Genomic DNA, 20380 nt, shown 5'->3' on the forward strand with positions numbered 1-20380 from the left:
CAAGCGCTTTCTTTACTTTGTTACCTGGTGGGGTATACTCTTCTTGCATTGCGAAAAAACTTAGGTTAAAATAAAGCCATGAAGATTTTAATTACAGCAGGTGGCACCACTGAGTCCATTGATACCGTCCGAGGTATCACTAATTTCGCGACAGGTAGTTTAGGAAAATTAACTGCTGAAGAATTTTTGACACACGGGCATCAGGTTATTTTGTTAGCTGGACGTTTTGCACAGCTGCCCTCAGAGCAAGAAAATTTAACTGTTATTCCAATTGGCGATACACAAGATTTACTCGATAATGTAGAAAAATTTCTTCCAGAAGTCGATGTTGTTGTCCACAGTATGGCAGTTTCTGATTATCGTCCTGTTTATATGACTGGAGTGGATGACTTACCCCACCCCCTTACAAAAGAACAGCTCATTCATTTCCGCCCTGAAGTGCAGAAAAAAATATCCTCAAACTCTGAATACCAAATGATGCTCTTGGAAAAAACACCAAAAGTAATTTCATTTATTAAAAAATGGAATCCTAAAGTTCTGCTTTTTGGCTTTAAACTCCTTTCTGGTGTGAGTGAAGCACAGCTGCTTGAGGTTGCCAAAAACAAACGTAAAGAAACTTCTGCTGATTTTATCATTGCAAATGATCTGGCTAATATCCAGGGAGAAAACCACCTGGCCTTCTTAGTTAGTGATTCTGCAGATATTACTCGGCTTCACACTAAACCACAAATTGCTCAAGTCATTGTTAAAAAATCCGAGGAGGCACATCATGGCTAATATAACTCTTGCTGTCACTGGCAGCATTGCAGCCTACAAAGCTGCAGATATCGTCTCAATGCTCAACAAAAAGAACCACAATGTTACTGTTTTAATGACAAAAGCAGCCACACAATTCATTACACCTTTGACTTTGCAAGTTTTATCTAAAAATAAAGTGCACCTTGATATTATGGATGAAGAACATCCTGATGTTGTTAATCATATCGATATCGCAAAACACACTGATATTTTTGTTGTTGCGCCTGCCACAGCTGATACTATAAGTCGCCTGTCACATGGTGCCGCTTCTGATATTGTAACTTCTGTAGCCCTTGCGCTACATCCAAGCAAAACCAAATATATCGCTCCTGCTATGAATACCAATATGTATGCCAATCCTTTAACAATGAAAAATATTGATATTTTAAAATCAATAGGATACAATGTTATACAACCCAAACAATCTCTCTTAGCTTGTGGAGACTTTGGGGAAGGCGCACTCGCAGATATTGATACCATTGTTGATACGCTGGATCAAGCTACTAAAATTGAGGAAATTTAAAAACATGAAAAAATCAAAAGCATCCGATATTGCCATCCTTGCAATTTTTATTGCTATCATGGTTGTCGTGCAAGTTTTGAGCCAAATCGTCTATAGCGTATGGCCATTACCTATTGTACCTACACTTTTGCATATTCCTGTAATTATCGGTTCTATTGTCTTAGGTGCTCGTAAAGGAGCTTTCTTAGGGCTTGTGATGGGGATTATCAGCGTTATTAACTCTACAATCCTTACAACACCTTTGAGTTATGTGTTTAGTCCGCTTCAACCCATTCCTGGTACGAATCATGGTTCCCTCTGGGCTTTAGTGGTTGCTATTGTCCCTCGGGTCCTCATTGGGGTCTTTCCTTATTTTATTTATAAAGCCATGAAAACACGTACAGGTGCGGGTATTGCTGCTTTTGTGGGTACAGCCACAAATACAGTACTTGTCTTAAGTTTCATTACTTTATTTTTTGGTCAATACACAGGGATGACCTTCGCGGGTCTTATTCAGCTGATCATCACAAGTAATTCCATTGCGGAAGTTGTTATCGCCGTTATTTTAACAGCAGCGATTGTTCCTTCTTTGGAAAAATCAAGATAAATTACAAAATAGACCTCAATTGGTCTATTTTTTATTTTTTGGAAAATAAAAATGAAAAATGATATAATACATCTGAAACCGAATTCATTTTTGATTAGGATTTAAAATAAATAATAACTAATTAAAGCCTTGAAAACAAAGGCTTGGAGGATAACATGTCATACAATGAAATTTACGAACAATGGCTCAATGCTGACTTAACACCGGACTTGCATAAAGAACTGCTTGCAATGGACGAAAAAACAAAGGAAGATGCATTCTATACCTATCTTGAGTTCGGTACAGCTGGTCAACGTGGCCTTTTAGGTGCTGGGACAAACCGTATGAATATTTACACCGTACGTTTAACAACCGAAGGGCTTGCACGTCTGATGGACAGCAAAGGCGATGCGAAAAAACGTGGTGTCGCGATTGCTTATGATAGCCGTCACTTTTCTAAAGAATTCGCTATGGAAACTGCAACGATTCTGGCAGACCATGGAATTCCAAGCTATGTCTATGACAGTCTCCGTCCTACTCCCGCATTGAGCTTTACAATTCGTGAGTTGAACACTCTTACAGGTGTTATGATTACAGCTAGCCACAACCCTGCACCTTATAACGGCTACAAAGTTTACGGCGAAGACGGTGGACAAATGCCACCTGAAGATGCTGCAGCCTTGACTGAATATATTCGCCAAATTGACGACATTTTCTCTATCACTTTAGGCGATACTGAAAAATATATCGCAGAAGGTATGATCAAAATTATTGGTGAAGATATTGATGCAAAATATCTTAAAAATATCGAAACCGTTACAATCAATCATGATTTAATTAACAAATACGGTCGTGACCTTAACATCGTTTACACACCTCTCCACGGGACTGGTGAAATGCTGGGACGTCGTGCTCTTGCCACAGCTGGTTTTGAAAAAATTGCTGTTGTAGAAGAGCAAGCCATTCCCGATCCAGACTTTTCAACTGTAAAATCACCGAACCCTGAAAGTCAAGCTGCCTTTGCTATGTCTGAAGAACTTGGCCGTAAAGTTGGAGCTGATATGTTAGTTGCTACTGACCCTGATGCTGACCGTATAGGTGTTGAAGTCCGCTTACCAGATGGAAGCTACCAACCGTTGACAGGTAACCAAATCGGTGCCGTTTTAGCTAAATATATCCTCGAAGCACACAAAACAGCGGGCACATTGCCGGCTAATGCGGCTATGGCTAAATCTATCGTTTCTACTGAGTTAGTCAGTCATATTGCTGAAAGCTACAACGTGGAAATGTTTAATGTACTCACTGGTTTCAAATTCATCGGCGAAAAAATTCATGCTTGGGAAACGACAGGTGAGCACACTTACATGTTTGGTTTTGAGGAAAGCTTTGGCTATCTCATCAAGCCTTTTGTCCGTGATAAAGATGCCATCCAAGCAATGCTCCTTATCTGTGAAGTTGCGGCTTACTACCGTTCTTTAGGTAAAACACTCTATGACGGTATTCAAGATATCTATGCTGAATACGGCTTCTTTGTTGAAAAGACACTATCCGTTACGCTTGAAGGAAGTACCGGTAAAGAACAAATTGCTGAAATCATGGGTAAATTCCGTGCCAATGCACCAGAAAAATTTGACGGCCTTGAAATTCTTTTAACTGAAGACTTCAAGGAACTTACTGCAACATCACACAGTGGTAAAGTTGAAAAATTAACCACTCCTCCTTCTGATGTTTTGAAATATCATTTAGAAGATGGCAGCTGGATTGCTGTTCGTCCTTCAGGTACAGAGCCTAAGATAAAATTCTATATGGCTGCTGTAGCAGATACTGAAGCACAAGCACAAAGTAAGATTGATCATTTTGAAAAAGAAATCACAACATTTATCGGATAAATTATCCTCAAAGCTGTCTGTCACAGGCAGCTTTTTTAGTTGCTATTGCTACAATAAAAAAATCACTCTTTTTTATTTTTCCATCCAGAAAAATAAGCGGCTGCAAAGCTTTAAAATAGGTTATTTCAGACTATAGACCTATTGAAAAATAAAGCATTTTCCTGTAAAATGGTAACAGACCGTTTATTTATAGAAAGCGAATTTATTTTGAAAAATTTGAACAAAAAATTGTCCCTCTTGGGTGTAGCAAGTGCTGGTTTGCTCTTGCTCTCTGGCTGTGTCCAAACCCATATTGTTGATGGTGTGCGTGTTCCTACCGAAGCTGCAACACATGGCATGACTTACCAAATTCTTGTTAAACCAATGTCAGCCTTTGTCGATGTGTTTGCCAATAACATGAACCTCGGTTATGGTTGGGGAATCGTCTTAGTCACTCTGATTATCCGTTTCCTTATCCTTCCATTGGGACTCAACCAAGCCTATAAGTCTACTTATATGCAAGAAAAAACAGCTTACTTGGCTCCTGTGTTTGAGCCTCTTAATGCAAGATTGAAAGCTGCAACGACACCTGAAGAACGTATGGCTGCCCAACAAGCATTGATGAAAGCCCAAAAAGATAATGGCATTAACATGTTATCTTCATTGGGTTGTCTCCCCCTACTTATCCAATGGCCTTTCTTCATTGCCCTCTATAATGCCGCAGCCTATACTCCTGGTATTTCTACAGCAACTTTCTTCGGCATTGACCTCGGACGTTCAAGCATTGTAATCACTCTGATTGCGGGTATCTTCTACTTCCTGCAAACTTGGATTTCAACTAAGAGCATGACACCTGAACAAAAGAAAACAGGTATGACTATGCTCATTATGAGTCCTGTGATGATTATCGTTTTCAGTTTCATGTCACCTGCAGGTGTAGCTCTTTATTGGGCTGTTGGTGGTATCGTGATGGTTATCCAACAGATCATCATTACTTACATCATGAAACCACGCATGCGTAAGAAAATTGATGAAGAATTTAAAAATAATCCTCCAAAGATGGCCGATCTTCCAAAAGATGTCACTCCTAAATCTGCCACACAACAAGGCTTGAAAGATTTGGATGCACCGCGTAAGAAGAACAATAACGGACGTAACGCTGGTAAACAAAAACGTAAATAATACACTCTAAAGAAGCAAGTTTATGTTGCTTCTTTTTTTTCTATCCAAAAAACCTCCAGAACCTTAAGATTCTGGAGGTTTTGAACGCTATTCTTCACTCTAGCTGATGTAATTTTGTAAGCTGTATTTATCACAAATCATAATCTTATGCTGCACAATGTCAATAATTTTTTCTTCCCGGAGTTCACGAAGTATCCTGTTAACACTGGTTCGTGTGGAAATACCACAAAATCCTGCTATGTCTTCATTGGTTACGGTAAAATCAATTAAAATGCCTTCTGCTTTTTGTCTGCCAAAGCACTCAATGAAATTATATAAACACGCGCATACAGCGCCTTTTTTGCCATTTACAGTCATTTTTTGCAAGGCTTCTAAGATCATGACTAATCGTTTACGATAAAAATTATCCACAATGCGGAACAACTTGATATCTTTATCGATCCATTCCCAAAAAACTTTACGTGGAACCCGATAAAAAGTTGCCTCATCCGATTCTATTCTCACATTAAAGAGAGCCGAAACGCCATCCACTTGTTCTTCTTCCAGCAATGAAACAAAATCTGGCTCACAAACGTAAGTAATATTGAATTCACGACCGTTGCGCAAAATACTGCTCAGTTTAACCACACCTTCTTTAAGCACATAAAGGTACTCTGATTCAATCCCTTGATACATGATATAGCTGTGTTTCCTACGGCTAACTATACTCACATTTTTTTCTTCTAACAGTTCTACTACATATTTTATGTCATTCATACCATTTTTTAAGCAACATTTGTCTGGTGTTGCTTTTTCCCATGCACAAGATAATAGATGATCCATACTATAACAACTGCTGGTGCACTGTAAAGATACAGGTTACGGAAACCAACCATTCCTTTTCCAAGCATTGGAATGATAGCGCCTAGGATAATCGGGCCGCCACCAACACCCAAATCTAAAAATCCAAAGAAAGTTGAAGTTGCAACCCCGATACGATCTTTACGTGCTTCGCGAATCGCAATGGCTTGACCAAAAGGTGCCACTCCTCCATAACCGAGACCAAATGTACCTCCAGCAATAAGCAACATGATAAAACCAGCACCTGGACTCATGAAGCCTGCTAAACCAACGAAGAGCATTGAAATTGCAAAGAAGATAAAGACAGGATGGAAAACCCAATTATCCCCTTTCGTATCAAACATACGCCCTGTTAATGGGCGTGATAAGAAAATCAAGACAGCATACAAGGTAAAGAACAATGAACCTGCAGTTGAAATGTGTAAGAAGGATGTAAATGGCCCCATTCCTGTTAAAATAGCGGAGTCAATAAATCCTGCCAAAAAGGCAACAAAAGAAATAGGTAAGGCTGATTTTTCGATGTATTTATCTAAGCCTTTTGGACTGTGAAGCAATGCTTCATGCACTTCTTCTTCAGAAAGCTCTTTTACATGGACAAAGAAGATCAAAACAAAAGTCAAAACAAGTAAGACAAGTGCCAAAGCAAGAAGCCCATTAAAACCTAAGGAAGAAGAATAAATGGAAATACTTAAAGCAGGTCCTACAGCTGCAGCAAGTGTGACAGACAAGGCATAATAGCCAATCCCTTCGCCTCGTCTTGAAGCAGGAACAATGTGTCCAGCAATCGTTCCTGAAGCTGTTGCCCCAATCCCAAATCCCATACCTTGAAGCACACGTATAATAAAGAGCAAAGGTATATTAGTCGTTGCATAATAGCCTAAGGTTAAAACTAAAAAGATAATTCCACCTACATAAAGGAGCTTTTTCATCCCAATCCGTGTCACAACGATACCGGTCCATACACGCCCGATAAGCGCCCCAATAACAAAGATACTTGATAATGATAAACTCACTACTGTAGATTGATGGAGTTCTTCCATCGCATACGTCCCTATAGATGATGTTAAAACGTAAAAAACAATATAAAATAAAAAGCTAATAAGTGTATTAATAATGAAAGTAGCTGTAAAAAGACTTTCTTTTTTCATGATTTTTTCTATTCCTCGACTGATGTGTATCCTCTGGAGATACTTTTTTTATTTGTTATTTGATAAGGGAGATATTTCTCACTTCAAAAGCAAATTTCCCATTATCTGTAATCAAATAACCGTGATGATCAGTCACATATTTTACAGCTTCTGCCATGGAGTCAAATTCTTGGATTAGACTGTGGTAGTTTACTCCACCCATAAAGTTAGGTGTCGCAACTTCTTCATATGTAGATAAACTTTTAAATTCAAATTTCATTGTTAAAAATTCCTTTTCTTTATTCTCGTCAAACATTGAGTGGCCACTTCCCTGTCGACATTTATGTACAAGAAATATAATATAAGAAAAAGCGTAACATCGCTACAACAATTTATACTGCAAAATATAAACAACATTTGTTAACAACTCTTATTTACAAAAATAAAAAAAATACTTGATAGAGCCGAAACCCTATCAAGTATTTCTCAATTTTTGCCTATGTTAAGTGAACACCCTTATCCACATAAACCACATCTCCAATGACACCTGTAGCCAAAGGACTAACGAGGAAGGCAGCGGTTTGTCCAATTTCTTCAATCGTTACACCCTTACCGTCAGCTGTACGGCTGTTAGATTCTTTAATCAAATCTTTGTAGCCTGCAACACCGGATACTGCAAGCGTTTTGATGGCACCCGCTGAAATAGCATTGACATGAACACCAACGTGTGCCATTTCTGCTGCCAAGTAACGTACACTTGCTTCTAGAGCTGCTTTAGCAATACCCATTACATTGTAGTTAGGAATTGCACGAACAGAGCCCATATAGCTCAAAGTAACAATACCAGAACCTTCATTAAATAAAGGTTTTGCAGCTTTTGCTACAGCAAGCAATGAGTAAGCTGAGATATCTTGTGCAAGTGCATAGCCGTCACGTGAGATATCCGATACATTACCATCAAGTTCTTCTTTTTTTGAATAAGCAATGGCATGTACCAAACCGTCTATTTTGCCCACGCGGCTTTCAATAGTTGAAAATGCGCGACGGATAGATTCGTCTGATACAACATCACATTCGATAAGTAGATCTTCTGGTCCAGCAAGCTTTGCAAGCTGTTTTTCCATACGTTCATTTTGATAAGTGTAGATCAAGGTCGCCCCTTGATCTTTCATAGCTTTAGCGCAACCCCAAGCGATAGACTTGTTGTTAGCAACACCCATAATGACGATTTTTTTTCCTTCTAAAAACATATAAATAAGTCCCCTTAAAATAAAAAAATATATTTCAGAAAATATAAGTTAAAAAATATAAGTAAATAGTTTAGTATATAAAAATACTTACTACATAAAACATTGTAATGTAAAAGCCTGTAATTGTCAAGTTTCCCTCTTCGATCTTAAAGAAAACGTTTTAAAAATTCTAAATTTGATGATACAATAAAATTAAGAATGAAAGAGAGGTTTTATGAATAAGCAAGAATTTATTGAAAAAGTCCGCGGTGGACTGATTGTTTCCTGTCAAGCATTGCCCGGTGAGCCACTTTATACTATCGACGGTGGAATTATGCCTCTTATTGCCTTAGGTGTCCAAAATGCGGGCGCTGTAGGCATTCGGGCAAATTCTGTACGTGATATTGAAGAAATTAAAGAAGTGGTTGATGTGCCCATTATTGGCCTTATCAAACGTGATTATCCCCCACAAGAACCCTATATTACTGCAACCATGAAGGAAGTTGACGAGTTAGCCAGTCTTAATATCGCCGTCATTGCCTTAGATTGCACACTGCGTGAACGTCATGACGGTTTAAGTATGGCTGATTTTGTTCATCAGGTGAAGGAAAAATATCCTCATCAATTGCTGATGGCAGATATTGATACTTTTGCTGCTGGAAAAGCAGCCTATGAAGCGGGTTGTGACTTTGTCGGAACCACACTCTCTGGTTATACTGGGGCAACCAAAGGACGCCCTCAACCTGATATGGAGCTTATTCAGTCCCTCTTGGACAGCAATATTCCAGTCATTGCTGAAGGGGGTATCCATATCCCTGAACAGGCTAAAAAAATTCAGGAACTTGGTGTGCTCGCTCAGGTTGTTGGTGGTGCAATTACACGTCCTCATGAGATTACAGCCCGCTTTATCACAGCTATAAAGCAAGCCGACTAAAAAATCTCTCAAGCCAAAGACGGCTGAGAGAGCGCTTATGTTAAAGTAATCTTTACTCCAATAGTAGAGCACTACTGGTTCACTTTTTCCAGTAATCATCGTCTAAGTTTAATATTCTAAATATTTGCCTTGCTTGGCTCTGCTTGTACCTCTCTCGATGATCCCCAAGGTCCAGAGGAACACCCCCAATGACCTTTTAATGTTTTTATACATAAAACAATAAAAATAGTGATATAATGAGAAGGTACAAATAAAATATGAGGTACTATTAATATGACACATTCAAAATATGCTATGACAGCGACGGAAGTTATGGAAGTTATTCCTAACCGTTATCCTATTATGTTTATCGATTATGTTGACGAAATCTCAGAAAATAAGATTCTGGCAACAAAAAACGTTACCATTAATGAAGAAGTTTTTAATGGGCATTTCCCAGGTAACCCAACTTTCCCAGGCGTTTTGATTTTGGAAAGTTTAGCACAAGCCGGCTCTATCTTGATTCTTAAAAAAGAAGAATTCCAAGGGAAAATGGCCTATATTGGCGGCATTGACAAAGCTAAATTCCGTCAAAAAGTTGTTCCTGGTGATGTAATGAAACTCGAATTTGAAATCACTAAATTCCGTGGCAAAGTAGGTAAGGCTGATGCTGCTGCATATGTTGATGGCAAAAAAGTAACAACCTGTGAATTTACCTTCATCGTGGATGAAGCCGCTGAGCAAGAAAAATAAAAACTCAATGTCATTAAGAAAAGCCACTGATTGTTGCAATCAGTGGCTTTTCTTCTCCACGTTTACCTCTTAAGTTGTCCCTAAAGAAGTAAAAGTGGCTAACCAATCCCAAAAATCAAGCACATGCCGACTTGTTTCTTGAGACCTGCTGTGTCGCTTTTACTATACACTTTTTCAAACAGTCAACCCCTACGCAGAAAGGAATGAGTTTTCGTATTGCTCGCAGAAATCTAGTTGCTTTTATTCATAAGAAAAAAATAACCATCAAAGTATGGCTTTGATGATTTATTGCCTTAATAATATTATCCTAAGAACTTTTTATTGTGTATGTTTGGATTACGGGTGTACAATGATGGCTGGACGGACACCCATACCATCAACGGTAGTCGCGGTGGGATGATGACAAACTAACAAACCAGGGAGCTCAGCAAACCTAGTAATAGACCAAGCAACGCTACCGCTACTATCTCTAAGGGTACGTAACCACCATGCGGCGTTAGGGCTCATACGTGCTCTAAGATTAGGGAAAGGTCCATTTGATGTAGACAATCGCGTCACATCCGCAAGGGATAAGGCAAAAGCTTGAGGTGTACCACTCGGATTCACAGTGGTCACATCTCCTGCTACTGCAGGGAAGGAAGCCAAGTTGCCAGGCAACCAGTGGAGTATTCCATCTAACCAAGTGATTGAAGCATAGGTTACATCAGGAGCTGGGTCTGGTATAACTACGGGTTGAACCATAGCCTGAACCTCAGCGTCAAGGCCACTGAACCAGTTGCTGAGGACTTGAGGCTGCATATTGAAACTTGTATTGTTAATTGCTTCGTGGCGGATAATCATATGGTTACCGTTACCCATGTCTTCAAGGTAGCGATACTGCTCCCCGGCCATAGTGAAGACACGGCCTGGAGCCATCGCGTTAAAATCAAAAGATGATGGAGGTAAATTGATGTCTGGTCGGGCATTTCCTTCATCAATCATCGAGTTGTTCTTAATTCCTGTAAGGAAAGCTTCTAAACGGCTGTCACCACCTGGGAGAAACTCCTCACTGTTATCCGGGCTGATCAGTTGGCTGTCCACATGGATGCCATAATAATAACTGCCGTTAAAGACTGTATCTTCAATGGCATCGGTCAGTTCTGCAGCATCCAGAAGATAAGAACTTGCATTTCCTGGCTCCAAGAGCGAGGCCCAATAGGCCCAACCGGTGGTGTGGTCCACCACCCAGAAATCACCGATTTGTTGCCAGTCTTCCAAGTTAGACCACTGTTCAATGGTCATTGGGGCACGTTGCTGGCGCAGGTTTTGTGCCGCTTCATTTTCAAGGGTAGCCCCCGGCCAAAGGCCTGCACTGTTATCAAAGGTGTCGTTTTCAGACCAGTAAGCATCTGTACCATCCCCAGGGTGCGTGGCGCCATCGGTTGTCCCATCGGTTGCCCCTGCGCCTGCGATATAGTCCCGGGCATGACCAGCGGCTGCGGTCCTTAGGTACAGATTATCATGGTTGAAGGTTGGCATGTACCATGGGGCTGTTTCGCCTTCACGGCTCCAGCCAAAGGTCAGCTGAGCGTAGCGGTTAAAGGCGCTGGAGTTCCCCGTATCGGCACGCTGATTGATATTGTTTGCGCTGGGGATCCAGGTGATCCAAGTCGCTAAGTTGTCCCGTTCACTTCCAGGGACGAGGGGTGTAAAGTCCCCTTCTCCTCTTTGGTACTCCAAGAACTCGGACAGGCGGATACGAGCCATGATGGGACGTTCGCCATAGTTTTCCACAAAGACATCCTTGTTTTCGGTGTCTCTATTGTAGTAGTCGTGCACACGGCCACCGACATTGACCTGTACAGTATTTTCTCGGTCATTGATGGCTTGTTGGTTGAAAGCCTGGAAGGCCATCGTTCCGCCGATGAGGCCAAGCAAGGAGAGGAGAGCAATGTTCCGTAGTTTACGTTTCTTTTCTGGTGTCATAATAATACCTTTTCCCTTTCTTTGTCTTTCTTTATGATTCTTTTTTTATCTTTACTTCTCTTAACCTGACCCTCAGCACTAAGGGTCAGAGGACGGAAAAAACGCTCCAGTGGTCCAGAGCGTTTGGGGGCAAGCAAAAATAGGCGGTTATTATCTACCGCATGCTGTGCTGTGCTGTGCTGTGCTGTGCTGTGCTGTGCTGTGCTGTGCTGTGCTGTGCTGTGCTGTGCTGTGCTGTGCTGTGCTGTGCTGTGCTGTGCTGTGCTGTGCTGTGCTGTGCTGTGCTGTGCTGTGCTGTGCTGTGCTGTGCTGTGCTGTCTGATTATAAGTCATAGCGTTTCCCTCGTCAATTCTTTTACAAGTCTTTTATTACATATATCTAAGAATATTTCTTATTTAATTCTAACATTTGTAGTTTTGATGTCAAAATGATTTCAGTAGAGTTTCATTTGTATTGGACTTCTTACGTGGGGAAACAAAAAAAGTTCCAACACTTTTTACAGTGTTGGAACCTTTTATTTTTATTTACTTAAGGGCATCAAAAACCTTTATTGTTGTTAATCTAAAGCTTTTATCTCAAGAATCATATCACGTAACTGAGCAGCTGATTCAAAGTCAAGCGCACCGGCAGCTTCGGCCATTTCTTTCTCAAGCTTTTTAAGAAGTGCTTTACGCTCTTTTTTCGTCATTGCTTCAGCCGAAACTTCTTCCACTTCTCCGCTTTCCGTACGTTTCGTAATTGAAATTAAATCACGAATTTCTTTCTTAATGGTTTGTGGCACAATGCCGTGTTTTTCATTGTAAGCCATTTGAATTTCACGACGACGGCTCGTTTCATCCATTGCACGTTGCATGGATTGAGTAATATTATCCCCATACATGATAACACGTCCGTTAGAATTACGCGCGGCACGTCCGATGGTTTGAATCAAACCACGCTCATTACGGAGGAAACCTTCCTTATCCGCATCCAAAATAGCAACCAGAGAAACTTCTGGCACATCGATCCCTTCACGTAAAAGATTAATACCGACTAACACATCAAAAACGCCCAATCTCAAGTCACGAATAATTTCAGTTCGCTCCAGGGTTTTGATATCACTGTGCATGTACTTGACTTTTACACCCATTTCTTTGAAATAAGAAGTTAAATCTTCCGCCATCTTTTTCGTCAAGGTAGTGACAAAGACACGTTCATCTTTTTCGACACGCGCATTAATTTCCCCTAGGAGATCGTCGATTTGCCCCATCATTGGCCGAACTTCCACGATAGGGTCCAGAAGCCCTGTAGGACGTATAATTTGCTCGACAATTGTCTCCGTTTGCTCCATTTCATAGTCACCCGGTGTGGCAGAAACATAAAGAATTTGGTGCACATGACTTTCAAATTCTTCACGACGCAACGGACGGTTGTCCAAGGCTGAAGGCAGGCGGAAACCGTAGTTGACCAACATGTCTTTACGTGCCCGGTCACCATTATACATCCCTTTCACTTGACCCATCGTCATGTGACTTTCGTCAATCATGATCATAAAATCATCGGGAAAGAAATCAAGCAAGGTGAAAGGGGGTTCTCCTTCACTACGGCCGTCCATATGACGTGAGTAGTTTTCTACGCCATTACAATAGCCCATCTCACGTAGCATTTCGATATCATAGTTGGTTCTTTGTTCCAACCGCTGTGCTTCTAAGAGCTTCCCTTCACTACGGAAGACTTTTAATTGCTGTTGAAGTTCTGCTTCAATCTTGGCAATGGACTCTTCCATACGATCGTCATTTGTCATAAAGTGAGTAGCCGGGAATATAGCAAGATGGTCTACTTCTCCTAACACTTGCCCTGTGAGAGCTTCTATTTCACGGATTCGGTCAATTTCATCGCCAAAAAATTCAACACGAAAAGCATGCTCATCTCGTGATGCAGGGAATACTTCGACAACATCACCACGTACACGAAAACGCCCACGTTGGAAGTCAATATCATTGCGCTCAAATTGGATGCCTACTAAATCATTGAGTAATTTATCACGAGAGATTTCCAGTCCAGGACGTAAGCTAACGACGCTATCTTGATATTCTTTAGGAGAACCCAACCCATAGATACAGGATACAGAGGCCACCACAATAACATCATTCCGTTCCAAAAGGGAGCTTGTTGCACTATGACGCAGTTTATCAATTTCATCATTGACGGAACTGTCTTTTTCAATATAAGTATCTGAAGAAGGGACATAAGCTTCAGGTTGGTAATAATCATAGTAGCTGACAAAATATTCGACAGCATTGTTGGGGAAAAACTCTTTAAACTCGCTGTAAAGCTGACCTGCAAGCGTCTTATTGTGCGCCATAACTAAAGTAGGTTTATTTGTCCGCGCAATCACTTGACTCATGGTATATGTTTTACCTGTACCAGTCGCCCCCCTTAAAATTTGCGCTTTTTCGCCATTTTCAATATTTTCTACAAGCGTCTCAATCGCTTGCCCTTGGTCTCCAGCTGGTTCATACTTGCTGACCAAGTCAAATTTATTATCTGTTATACGTTCTATCATTTTATTTCCTTAAATTCTTTTTTAAAATAAGTGAGTGCCTTTCGGTATACATCGGCTTTGAAACTAAATGCACTAAAATCAATATCTGCAAAAGGAACCGCCTTATAACTGATAAACTCGGGATGACCCGTTTTTACATTAATAGAAGCCGTGGCATAAAGTCGGATAAGAAAATACTGTTGCTCTTGTCCATCATAGCTCCAATCAGGAAAAGTCATACCTTCTGGAAAATCATAACGTAAAAGTTCTGGATATTTCCCTATAATTTCAAAATCTTGTGTACCAATCTCTTCCTCGAGTTCTCTCACTACGGCTTGTTCGGGAGTTTCACCTGTCTCAATTCCTCCTTGTGGGAAGCCCCAGATTTGTGGCAAATCCGCACGTTGAAAGAGTAAAATTTCATTTTCTGCATTCAAAATGATTGCTGCTGTATTTTTTCTATAAGTTTTCATTTCTGCCCCCTTATAAACCTTCTCTTTAATCAATTTTAACATTTTTGACTGAAAATTTATGCTATAATTAACTAATAGTAATAATATATCAAGGAAGTAAAAAAATGTCTGTACAAGAAAAATTAATCAAAGCAAGTCATATGATTAGCATGGACGATATTGTCCGTGAAGGAAACGAAACACTGCGTACTGTTGCTGATGAAGTAAGCTTACCCTTGTCTGATGAAGACATCATTCTAGGCGAAAAAATGATGGAATTTCTCCGTAATTCACAAAATCCAGCAATGGCAGAAAAAATGCAGCTCCGTCCAGGTGTGGGGTTAGCCGCCAATCAACTCGATATCGCTAAAAAAATTATTGCTGTTCTTATTCCTAACGATCCGGAAGTAGATGAAAATGGCAATGAAGTTGCACCTAAAGATGCTTATAAATTGGCAGAAATCATGTATAATGCTAAAATTGTAAGCCACTCTGTTCAAGATGCAGCTATCGAGTCTGGCGAAGGTTGTCTTTCTGTCGACCGTGAAGTACCCGGTCTGGTTATCCGTCACGCGCGTGTAACTGTAGAATACTATGACAAAAACAACGAAAAACATAAGATTCGTCTGAAAGATTTCCCTTCAATGTGCGTCCAACATGAGATCGACCACACAAACGGTATAATGTTCTACGATCATATCAATGAAAAAGAACCTTGGGCTATTAAAGATGGACTTTTGATTGTTCAATAATTTTCCCAATAAAAAAGAATAAGCTTTGCGGCTTATTCTTTTTTATTTTAATAATTTTTCAAGCTGTCTTTTCCTTATTCGATAGTCCTGAATATTAAGGACAATTGTTATTATGAGGTAAAGGGGGTAAAAAAGGAAAATATAAGGGGGGATAGCAAGGATTATCACAAATCCACTGTTCGCTCCAATAAAATAATTATTAATTTGATTGAAGGCTGTGTACTTTGATGAAGTCTCTTGGTCATATTTCCGAGCCATATTTTCTTCGTTTATAATTTTCCAGAGCATGGTTTCTCCAATAAAACTTTTTATTACTTATTCGTACGAAAAATATAAGGAATATTCACCAAAGATAAATTTTTTCATTCACTACTTCTTCTTAGATTTAAAAATTCATAAGCTTCTAAAAGCCAAGGATGAATGACTTTTATATCATGTTTCAAAATATAATCAATATAAGAAAAAGCTGCTGCTTCAAAAGAAAAATTTAGCGCTTGGGTAATTTCCTGTAGATAAGGAGGCTGACCTTCTTGATCCCATCTTATTTTGTCAGCCACAAATAAAACTAAATCAACCTTTGAAAATTTTTTCTTCAAGGTAGTGTGACAAGAAATTGCTGAAAGAATTTTTTCGTCTTGGATCCCAAATTCTCTTTGAGCCATTATCCTTGATATCCTTTGATGGATAATCATAGGAAATTGTCTTTCTTCCTTAAAAAGTTCTATCCTCATGTCTTCTGCTACAAAAATTCTTTCATTATTTGGATAAATAGCAGAAATATCATGCAGGTAGCCTGCTATCCTTACTTGCTCTCTCTCTTCTTCATTGAGGAATTCTTGGCCTATTTCTTCAGCATAGTCACCAACAGTTATACAATGCCTATATGTTGCATAACATCCCTTTTCTAATAAAAAAGCTTTTATCTCTTGTTTAAGTTGATTTGTATTTTCCATATTTATCTTACTTTAACAAAAAAAGATAAGACCATCAACTGGTCTTATCTTTATCTTATTTCTCCTCATCTTTATTATCAGATGTATCCGTTGTGGCTTCTACTTCTTCAGGCTTATTCACAATAACAATCTTATCATCAACCAAGTCTGCCAGTAATTCTTTATATTCAGGATGCTCAATATAAAAATCAGCAATTGCATCCTCGATATTATCCTGGATGGTACGACGCAATGGACGAGCCCCCATTTTCGGATCGTAACCCAGATCAACAAGTTTTTCTTTAACGGCCTGTGTGACATCAAGATGAATATCATTTTGAGCGATTTGAGCATTCACTTCATCCAACATTAAATCCACAATCTTAAGCAAGTTTTCTTTGCTCAATGCCGAGAATTCAATGATAGCATCAAAACGATTCATGAATTCCGGACTAAAGAAATTACCCAATTCCCCAAGTACTGAATTCGTACGTCCTTCACGTGCAGCACCAAAACCAACACTTGCTTCAACCTTACCTGTACCAGCATTCGATGTCATAATGATGATGGCATCTTTGAAGGAAACTGTACGCCCTTGCGCATCTGTCAAACGACCGTCATCAAGAATTTGCAAGAACATATGCATAACATCAGGGTGGGCTTTCTCAATCTCATCCAACAAGATTAAGCTGTATGGGTTACGACGTACACGTTCTGTCAATTGACCGGCTTCTTCATAACCTACATATCCTGGAGGAGCTCCAATCAACTTAGCCACACTGTGTTTTTCCATGTATTCCGACATGTCAAAACGAATCATGCTATCCCTAGAACCAAAGAGTTCATAAGCCAATTGTTTCGCGAGTTCGGTCTTCCCTACACCAGTCGGTCCAACAAAGAGGAATGAACCGATAGGACGATTAGGCTTTCCAAGTCCAACACGTGAACGACGCACGGCTTTCGAAATTTTATCAATTGCTTCATCTTGTCCGATAACATGTTCTTTCAAGTCTTCGGCCAGATTAATCAGCTGTGTTTGTTCTTTTTCTTTCAAATCTCCCACAGGGATATGCGTTTTTTCTTCAACGATTGCTTCGATATCTTTTTCTGTGATATTTGGCATATCAGTATCCGAGATTTCATGACTTTGCAGCTCACGAAGCTTAGCGATTTGATCACGGAAATGGGCTGCTTTCTCAAAATCTTCACGTTGCATAGCTTCATTTTTTTGCACTTCTGCTTGCTCAATACGTTTCTTTATGTCCTCTGGATCAACAAATTTGAGGGTGAGATTCTTTTTCGAACCTGCTTCGTCCAGCAAGTCAATTGCCTTATCAGGAAGGAAACGGTCCTGAATATAACGGTTAGATAGATTTGCAGCAGCTAAGATTGCTTCATCGGAGTATTTTACATGATGATAATCTTCATAACGTTTTTGAATACCACGTAAGATTGTGATTGTCTCATCTACAGAAGGTTCATCAACTTTAACAGGTTGCATCCGACGCTCAAGCGCTGCATCCTTTTCAATAATTCGATATTCATTGAGTGTTGTTGCTCCAACAAGTTGGAGTTCGCCACGTGCTAAAGCCGGTTTAAGGATATTTCCGGCATCCATATTTCCTTCTCCAGCAGAACCTGCGCCCACAATCTCATGAATTTCATCAATGAAGAGGATAACATCATCACGTTTACGGATCTCTTCCATCAGTTTTTGCATGCGCTCTTCAAATTGTCCACGCACACCAGTACCTTGGACGAGACTGACAACGTCAAGACGAATAACTTCTTTATTTTGTAATTTTTGTGGTACGTCACCGTCAACGATTTTTTGGGCTAATCCTTCAACAACTGCTGTTTTACCAACACCAGGTTCTCCGATAAGAACAGGATTATTTTTTGTCCGACGATTCAGAATTTCGATGACACGCGTAATTTCAGAATCACGCCCAATAACAGGATCGATTTCCCCACGACGTGCAGCATCAGTGATGTTGACCCCGAATTCTTCGAGAAGTCCTTTAGGTGCTTGGCCTCCACGAGGATTTTGTGGGCCTCCTGGGCCTCGACCTCCGGCTTGTGTTGGAGGGGTCATTGTCCGACCTTGATCATTTCCATGTAAAGCTTGGAAAATATCTGGGAACGGATTAAAAGGATCGTCATTATTCGAAATATTTGTAGCTCCAGCAAACAAGCTTTCTTGACCACCTGATTTCATAATTTGATAACAGTTTTGGCATAGATCCACTTGCTTACGCTGGCCATTCACATTTGTATAAAGGTGAATTGTCGCTTCGTTTATTTTACAATTTTGGCAGAGCATCTCTTCCTCCTTCTTTGTGGTTACGTCTTTTCTTTATTTTAACTTATTTTTTTAGAATTAAAGAATCATGTCTGGTTGCTTCTATTTCAAGTTTGACCTTTTTTGACCTTTAATAATTTTTATTATATCACTTCTCTCAAATTTATCAAATCTTTTGTACTCTATTCTTTTCCAAGAATAAGAAAAAACTCTTCGACATCTGTCGAAAGAGTTTTTTTATATTACATAAAGTCACGCAATGGTTTGCTGCGACGAGGATGACGTAATTTCTTAATCGCTTTTGCTTCAATTTGACGAATACGTTCACGTGTCACTTTAAATTGTTTACCAACATCTTCAAGTGTGTGCATGCGGCCATCATCTAAGCCAAAGCGCATACGCAACACGTTTTCTTCACGGTCTGTCAAGGTATCCATAACTTCATCAAGCTGTTCACGAAGCAAGATACGGTTTGTATAGTCTACTGGACTTTCAATCACATCATCTTCAATGAAATCTCCAAGGTGTGAATCGTCTTCCTCACCAATAGGTGTTTCCAATGATACAGGTTCTTGCGCAATTTTTAAGACTTCACGAACTTTATCAGGTGTCATATGCAATTCTTTACCGATTTCTTCTGGTAAAGGATCACGACCCAATTCTTGTAAAAGATTACGTTGCACACGGATTAACTTATTGATTGTTTCAACCATGTGGACAGGAATACGGATTGTACGTGCTTGGTCAGCAATCGCACGTGTGATTGCTTGACGAATCCACCATGTCGCATAAGTTGAGAATTTGAAACCTTTAGTATGGTCAAATTTGTCCACAGCTTTCATAAGTCCCATGTTTCCTTCTTGAATCAAATCCAAGAATTGCATGCCACGTCCTGAATAACGCTTTGCAATTGAAACAACCAAACGTAAGTTGGCTTCCGCAAGCATTTGTTTGGCAAATTCCGCTTCATCTCCGCCTGCAACGATAGCTTCCGCAAGTTTTGTTTCTTCTTCAAGTGAAATCAATGGGTAACGTCCGATTTCCTTAAGATACATACGGACAGGATCATCAATACGGACATTTGTCACGATTTCATCCATTGCATTATCATCAAGCTTTTCTTCTTCTTCAGCTTGCAAAGCTAATGGACTAGGATTTCCATCTTTGTCAACAATGGAAATACCCGCATCTTGGATTTGTTGAAGCAAATCTTCGATAGCTTCCGCTTCCAAACCAAACTTCACCACAAGCTCATCTGTAATTTCATCATCTAAAGCTTCTTCAAGAGGTTTACGTTTTGTAATATAAGCTGCTACTGCTTTATCAAAAGCCTTGTTGTCAAAGGTATCCGAATCTTTAATATCGACTTTCTTGGCCGCTTTTTCTTTAACAGAAGTTACCTGCTTAGAACCTTTTTCTTTCAGCTCTTCCACATCAACTTTTTCAACAATAATTGGTTTAAAATCCATTGCTGCAAGGAGTTTTGCTTCTTCAGCTTCAAAAATAGAACTTGAATGAGATTTAACCGCCATGCCAAGCTCTTGTGCTTTTGCGATTAAAGCTTTGTTAGTAATTCCAGTTTCTTTTGCAATTTGACTGATTCTTTTTTTATTATTACTTGCCAATTTAATCCTCCCCAATGAACAATATAAGT

General features: G+C 39.7%; 20 protein-coding genes. 8 read left to right on the plus strand and 12 right to left on the minus strand.

Annotated features, from left to right (window positions below; all coding sequences use genetic code 11):
* The first annotated feature begins 78 nt into the window (after positions 1–78).
* The 5 genes from PYW30_RS07765 to yidC all read left to right on the plus strand — a co-directional run bounded on the left by PYW30_RS07765 (position 79) and on the right by yidC (position 4936).
* Positions 79–777, plus strand: coding sequence for a phosphopantothenate--cysteine ligase (locus tag PYW30_RS07765; RefSeq protein WP_023889103.1), 699 nt, complete (start codon positions 79–81; stop codon positions 775–777).
* Positions 770–1321 (plus strand): phosphopantothenoylcysteine decarboxylase, encoded by a 552-nt coding sequence (coaC, locus tag PYW30_RS07770; RefSeq protein ID WP_014025288.1) that lies wholly within the window; start codon positions 770–772, stop codon positions 1319–1321. Before PYW30_RS07765 ends, coaC begins: the two co-directional genes overlap by 8 nt.
* A 4-nt stretch (positions 1322–1325) precedes the next feature.
* A complete protein-coding gene (locus PYW30_RS07775) occupies positions 1326–1907 on the plus strand; it encodes an ECF transporter S component (RefSeq protein WP_019299657.1) in 582 nt (193 codons plus the stop codon).
* A gap of 155 nt (positions 1908–2062) precedes the next feature.
* On the plus strand, positions 2063–3775 hold the full coding sequence (locus PYW30_RS07780; RefSeq protein WP_023889102.1) for a phospho-sugar mutase: 1713 nt from the start codon (positions 2063–2065) through the stop codon (positions 3773–3775).
* A 207-nt stretch (positions 3776–3982) separates the two neighbouring features.
* Positions 3983–4936: a membrane protein insertase YidC gene (gene yidC / locus PYW30_RS07785; RefSeq protein ID WP_014025290.1), complete on the plus strand. Its 954-nt coding sequence runs from the start codon at positions 3983–3985 to the stop codon at positions 4934–4936.
* A gap of 99 nt (positions 4937–5035) precedes the next feature.
* Here the strand turns inward: yidC and PYW30_RS07790 are convergent, their stop codons facing one another.
* The 4 genes from PYW30_RS07790 to fabI all read right to left on the minus strand — a co-directional run bounded on the left by PYW30_RS07790 (position 5036) and on the right by fabI (position 8153).
* Entirely contained in the window at positions 5036–5692 is a 657-nt protein-coding gene (locus tag PYW30_RS07790; RefSeq protein ID WP_031285757.1) for a Crp/Fnr family transcriptional regulator, read from the minus strand.
* 8 nt (positions 5693–5700) lie between these two features.
* A complete protein-coding gene (locus PYW30_RS07795) occupies positions 5701–6924 on the minus strand; it encodes an MFS transporter (protein ID WP_014570994.1) in 1224 nt (407 codons plus the stop codon).
* A 55-nt stretch (positions 6925–6979) separates the two neighbouring features.
* A complete protein-coding gene (locus PYW30_RS07800; RefSeq protein ID WP_014025293.1) occupies positions 6980–7183 on the minus strand; it encodes a hypothetical protein in 204 nt (67 codons plus the stop codon).
* Between the two features lie 217 nt (positions 7184–7400).
* Positions 7401–8153 (minus strand): enoyl-ACP reductase FabI, encoded by a 753-nt coding sequence (gene fabI / locus PYW30_RS07805; RefSeq protein WP_014025294.1) that lies wholly within the window; start codon positions 8151–8153, stop codon positions 7401–7403.
* A gap of 214 nt (positions 8154–8367) precedes the next feature.
* Here fabI and PYW30_RS07810 point away from each other — a divergent pair, with 214 nt between their 5' ends.
* Both PYW30_RS07810 and fabZ read left to right on the plus strand, forming a co-directional pair.
* Complete coding sequence (locus tag PYW30_RS07810) at positions 8368–9066, plus strand: N-acetylmannosamine-6-phosphate 2-epimerase (RefSeq protein ID WP_014025295.1); 699 nt, start codon at positions 8368–8370, stop codon at positions 9064–9066.
* Positions 9067–9339: 273 nt separating this feature from the next.
* On the plus strand, positions 9340–9798 hold the full coding sequence (gene fabZ / locus PYW30_RS07815) for a 3-hydroxyacyl-ACP dehydratase FabZ (RefSeq protein ID WP_014025296.1): 459 nt from the start codon (positions 9340–9342) through the stop codon (positions 9796–9798).
* A 336-nt stretch (positions 9799–10134) separates the two neighbouring features.
* On the opposite strand, the gene PYW30_RS07820 is transcribed toward fabZ, so the two are convergent.
* From PYW30_RS07820 to PYW30_RS07835, 4 genes are all read right to left on the minus strand, one after another.
* Positions 10135–11763, minus strand: a complete 1629-nt coding sequence (locus PYW30_RS07820; protein WP_042219496.1) for a hypothetical protein — start codon at positions 11761–11763, stop codon at positions 10135–10137.
* A 150-nt stretch (positions 11764–11913) separates the two neighbouring features.
* On the minus strand, positions 11914–12096 hold the full coding sequence (locus PYW30_RS07825) for an adenine methyltransferase (protein ID WP_275090559.1): 183 nt from the start codon (positions 12094–12096) through the stop codon (positions 11914–11916).
* Positions 12097–12320: 224 nt separating this feature from the next.
* Positions 12321–14309, minus strand: a complete 1989-nt coding sequence (uvrB, locus tag PYW30_RS07830; RefSeq protein WP_023889516.1) for an excinuclease ABC subunit UvrB — start codon at positions 14307–14309, stop codon at positions 12321–12323.
* The gene (locus PYW30_RS07835) at positions 14306–14761 is read right to left on the minus strand and encodes an RNA pyrophosphohydrolase (RefSeq protein WP_003134193.1); all 456 of its coding nucleotides are present in this window, start codon (positions 14759–14761) and stop codon (positions 14306–14308) included. Before PYW30_RS07835 ends, uvrB begins: the two co-directional genes overlap by 4 nt.
* 104 nt (positions 14762–14865) lie before the next feature.
* On the opposite strand from PYW30_RS07835, the gene def reads away from it, so the two are divergent.
* The gene (def, locus tag PYW30_RS07840) at positions 14866–15492 is read left to right on the plus strand and encodes a peptide deformylase (RefSeq protein WP_023889515.1); all 627 of its coding nucleotides are present in this window, start codon (positions 14866–14868) and stop codon (positions 15490–15492) included.
* A gap of 42 nt (positions 15493–15534) precedes the next feature.
* Here the strand turns inward: def and PYW30_RS07845 are convergent, their stop codons facing one another.
* The 4 genes from PYW30_RS07845 to rpoD all read right to left on the minus strand — a co-directional run bounded on the left by PYW30_RS07845 (position 15535) and on the right by rpoD (position 20351).
* Positions 15535–15780, minus strand: a complete 246-nt coding sequence (locus tag PYW30_RS07845) for a hypothetical protein (protein WP_042219490.1) — start codon at positions 15778–15780, stop codon at positions 15535–15537.
* Positions 15781–15854: 74 nt separating this feature from the next.
* The gene (gene yqeK / locus PYW30_RS07850) at positions 15855–16445 is read right to left on the minus strand and encodes a bis(5'-nucleosyl)-tetraphosphatase (symmetrical) YqeK (protein ID WP_023889513.1); all 591 of its coding nucleotides are present in this window, start codon (positions 16443–16445) and stop codon (positions 15855–15857) included.
* A gap of 55 nt (positions 16446–16500) precedes the next feature.
* Positions 16501–18747 (minus strand): ATP-dependent Clp protease ATP-binding subunit, encoded by a 2247-nt coding sequence (locus tag PYW30_RS07855; RefSeq protein ID WP_003134200.1) that lies wholly within the window; start codon positions 18745–18747, stop codon positions 16501–16503.
* Between the two features lie 221 nt (positions 18748–18968).
* Entirely contained in the window at positions 18969–20351 is a 1383-nt protein-coding gene (gene rpoD / locus PYW30_RS07860; protein WP_003134202.1) for an RNA polymerase sigma factor RpoD, read from the minus strand.
* Between the last annotated feature and the right edge of the window lie 29 nt (positions 20352–20380).

Origin of the sequence: Lactococcus garvieae subsp. garvieae (genome assembly GCF_029024465.1) — a bacterium.
Classification (GTDB): domain Bacteria; phylum Bacillota; class Bacilli; order Lactobacillales; family Streptococcaceae; genus Lactococcus; species Lactococcus garvieae.

Bases quoted from the DNA above. Each gene is read 5' to 3' on its own strand.
- PYW30_RS07845 (WP_042219490.1), bottom strand. From the start codon at position 15,780: ATGCTCTGGAAAATTATAAACGAAGAAAATATGGCTCGGAAATATGAC.
- def (WP_023889515.1), top strand. From the start codon at position 14,866: ATGTCTGTACAAGAAAAATTAATCAAAGCAAGTCATATGATTAGCATG.
- PYW30_RS07810 (WP_014025295.1), top strand. From the start codon at position 8,368: ATGAATAAGCAAGAATTTATTGAAAAAGTCCGCGGTGGACTGATTGTT.
- yqeK (WP_023889513.1), bottom strand. From the start codon at position 16,445: ATGGAAAATACAAATCAACTTAAACAAGAGATAAAAGCTTTTTTATTA.
- PYW30_RS07825 (WP_275090559.1), bottom strand. From the start codon at position 12,096: ATGACTTATAATCAGACAGCACAGCACAGCACAGCACAGCACAGCACA.
- PYW30_RS07800 (WP_014025293.1), bottom strand. From the start codon at position 7,183: ATGAAATTTGAATTTAAAAGTTTATCTACATATGAAGAAGTTGCGACA.
- PYW30_RS07775 (WP_019299657.1), top strand. From the start codon at position 1,326: ATGAAAAAATCAAAAGCATCCGATATTGCCATCCTTGCAATTTTTATT.
- PYW30_RS07795 (WP_014570994.1), bottom strand. From the start codon at position 6,924: ATGAAAAAAGAAAGTCTTTTTACAGCTACTTTCATTATTAATACACTT.
- PYW30_RS07835 (WP_003134193.1), bottom strand. From the start codon at position 14,761: ATGAAAACTTATAGAAAAAATACAGCAGCAATCATTTTGAATGCAGAA.
- PYW30_RS07780 (WP_023889102.1), top strand. From the start codon at position 2,063: ATGTCATACAATGAAATTTACGAACAATGGCTCAATGCTGACTTAACA.
- PYW30_RS07765 (WP_023889103.1), top strand. From the start codon at position 79: ATGAAGATTTTAATTACAGCAGGTGGCACCACTGAGTCCATTGATACC.
- fabI (WP_014025294.1), bottom strand. From the start codon at position 8,153: ATGTTTTTAGAAGGAAAAAAAATCGTCATTATGGGTGTTGCTAACAAC.
- coaC (WP_014025288.1), top strand. From the start codon at position 770: ATGGCTAATATAACTCTTGCTGTCACTGGCAGCATTGCAGCCTACAAA.
- PYW30_RS07790 (WP_031285757.1), bottom strand. From the start codon at position 5,692: ATGAATGACATAAAATATGTAGTAGAACTGTTAGAAGAAAAAAATGTG.
- uvrB (WP_023889516.1), bottom strand. From the start codon at position 14,309: ATGATAGAACGTATAACAGATAATAAATTTGACTTGGTCAGCAAGTAT.
- PYW30_RS07820 (WP_042219496.1), bottom strand. From the start codon at position 11,763: ATGACACCAGAAAAGAAACGTAAACTACGGAACATTGCTCTCCTCTCC.
- PYW30_RS07855 (WP_003134200.1), bottom strand. From the start codon at position 18,747: ATGCTCTGCCAAAATTGTAAAATAAACGAAGCGACAATTCACCTTTAT.
- fabZ (WP_014025296.1), top strand. From the start codon at position 9,340: ATGACACATTCAAAATATGCTATGACAGCGACGGAAGTTATGGAAGTT.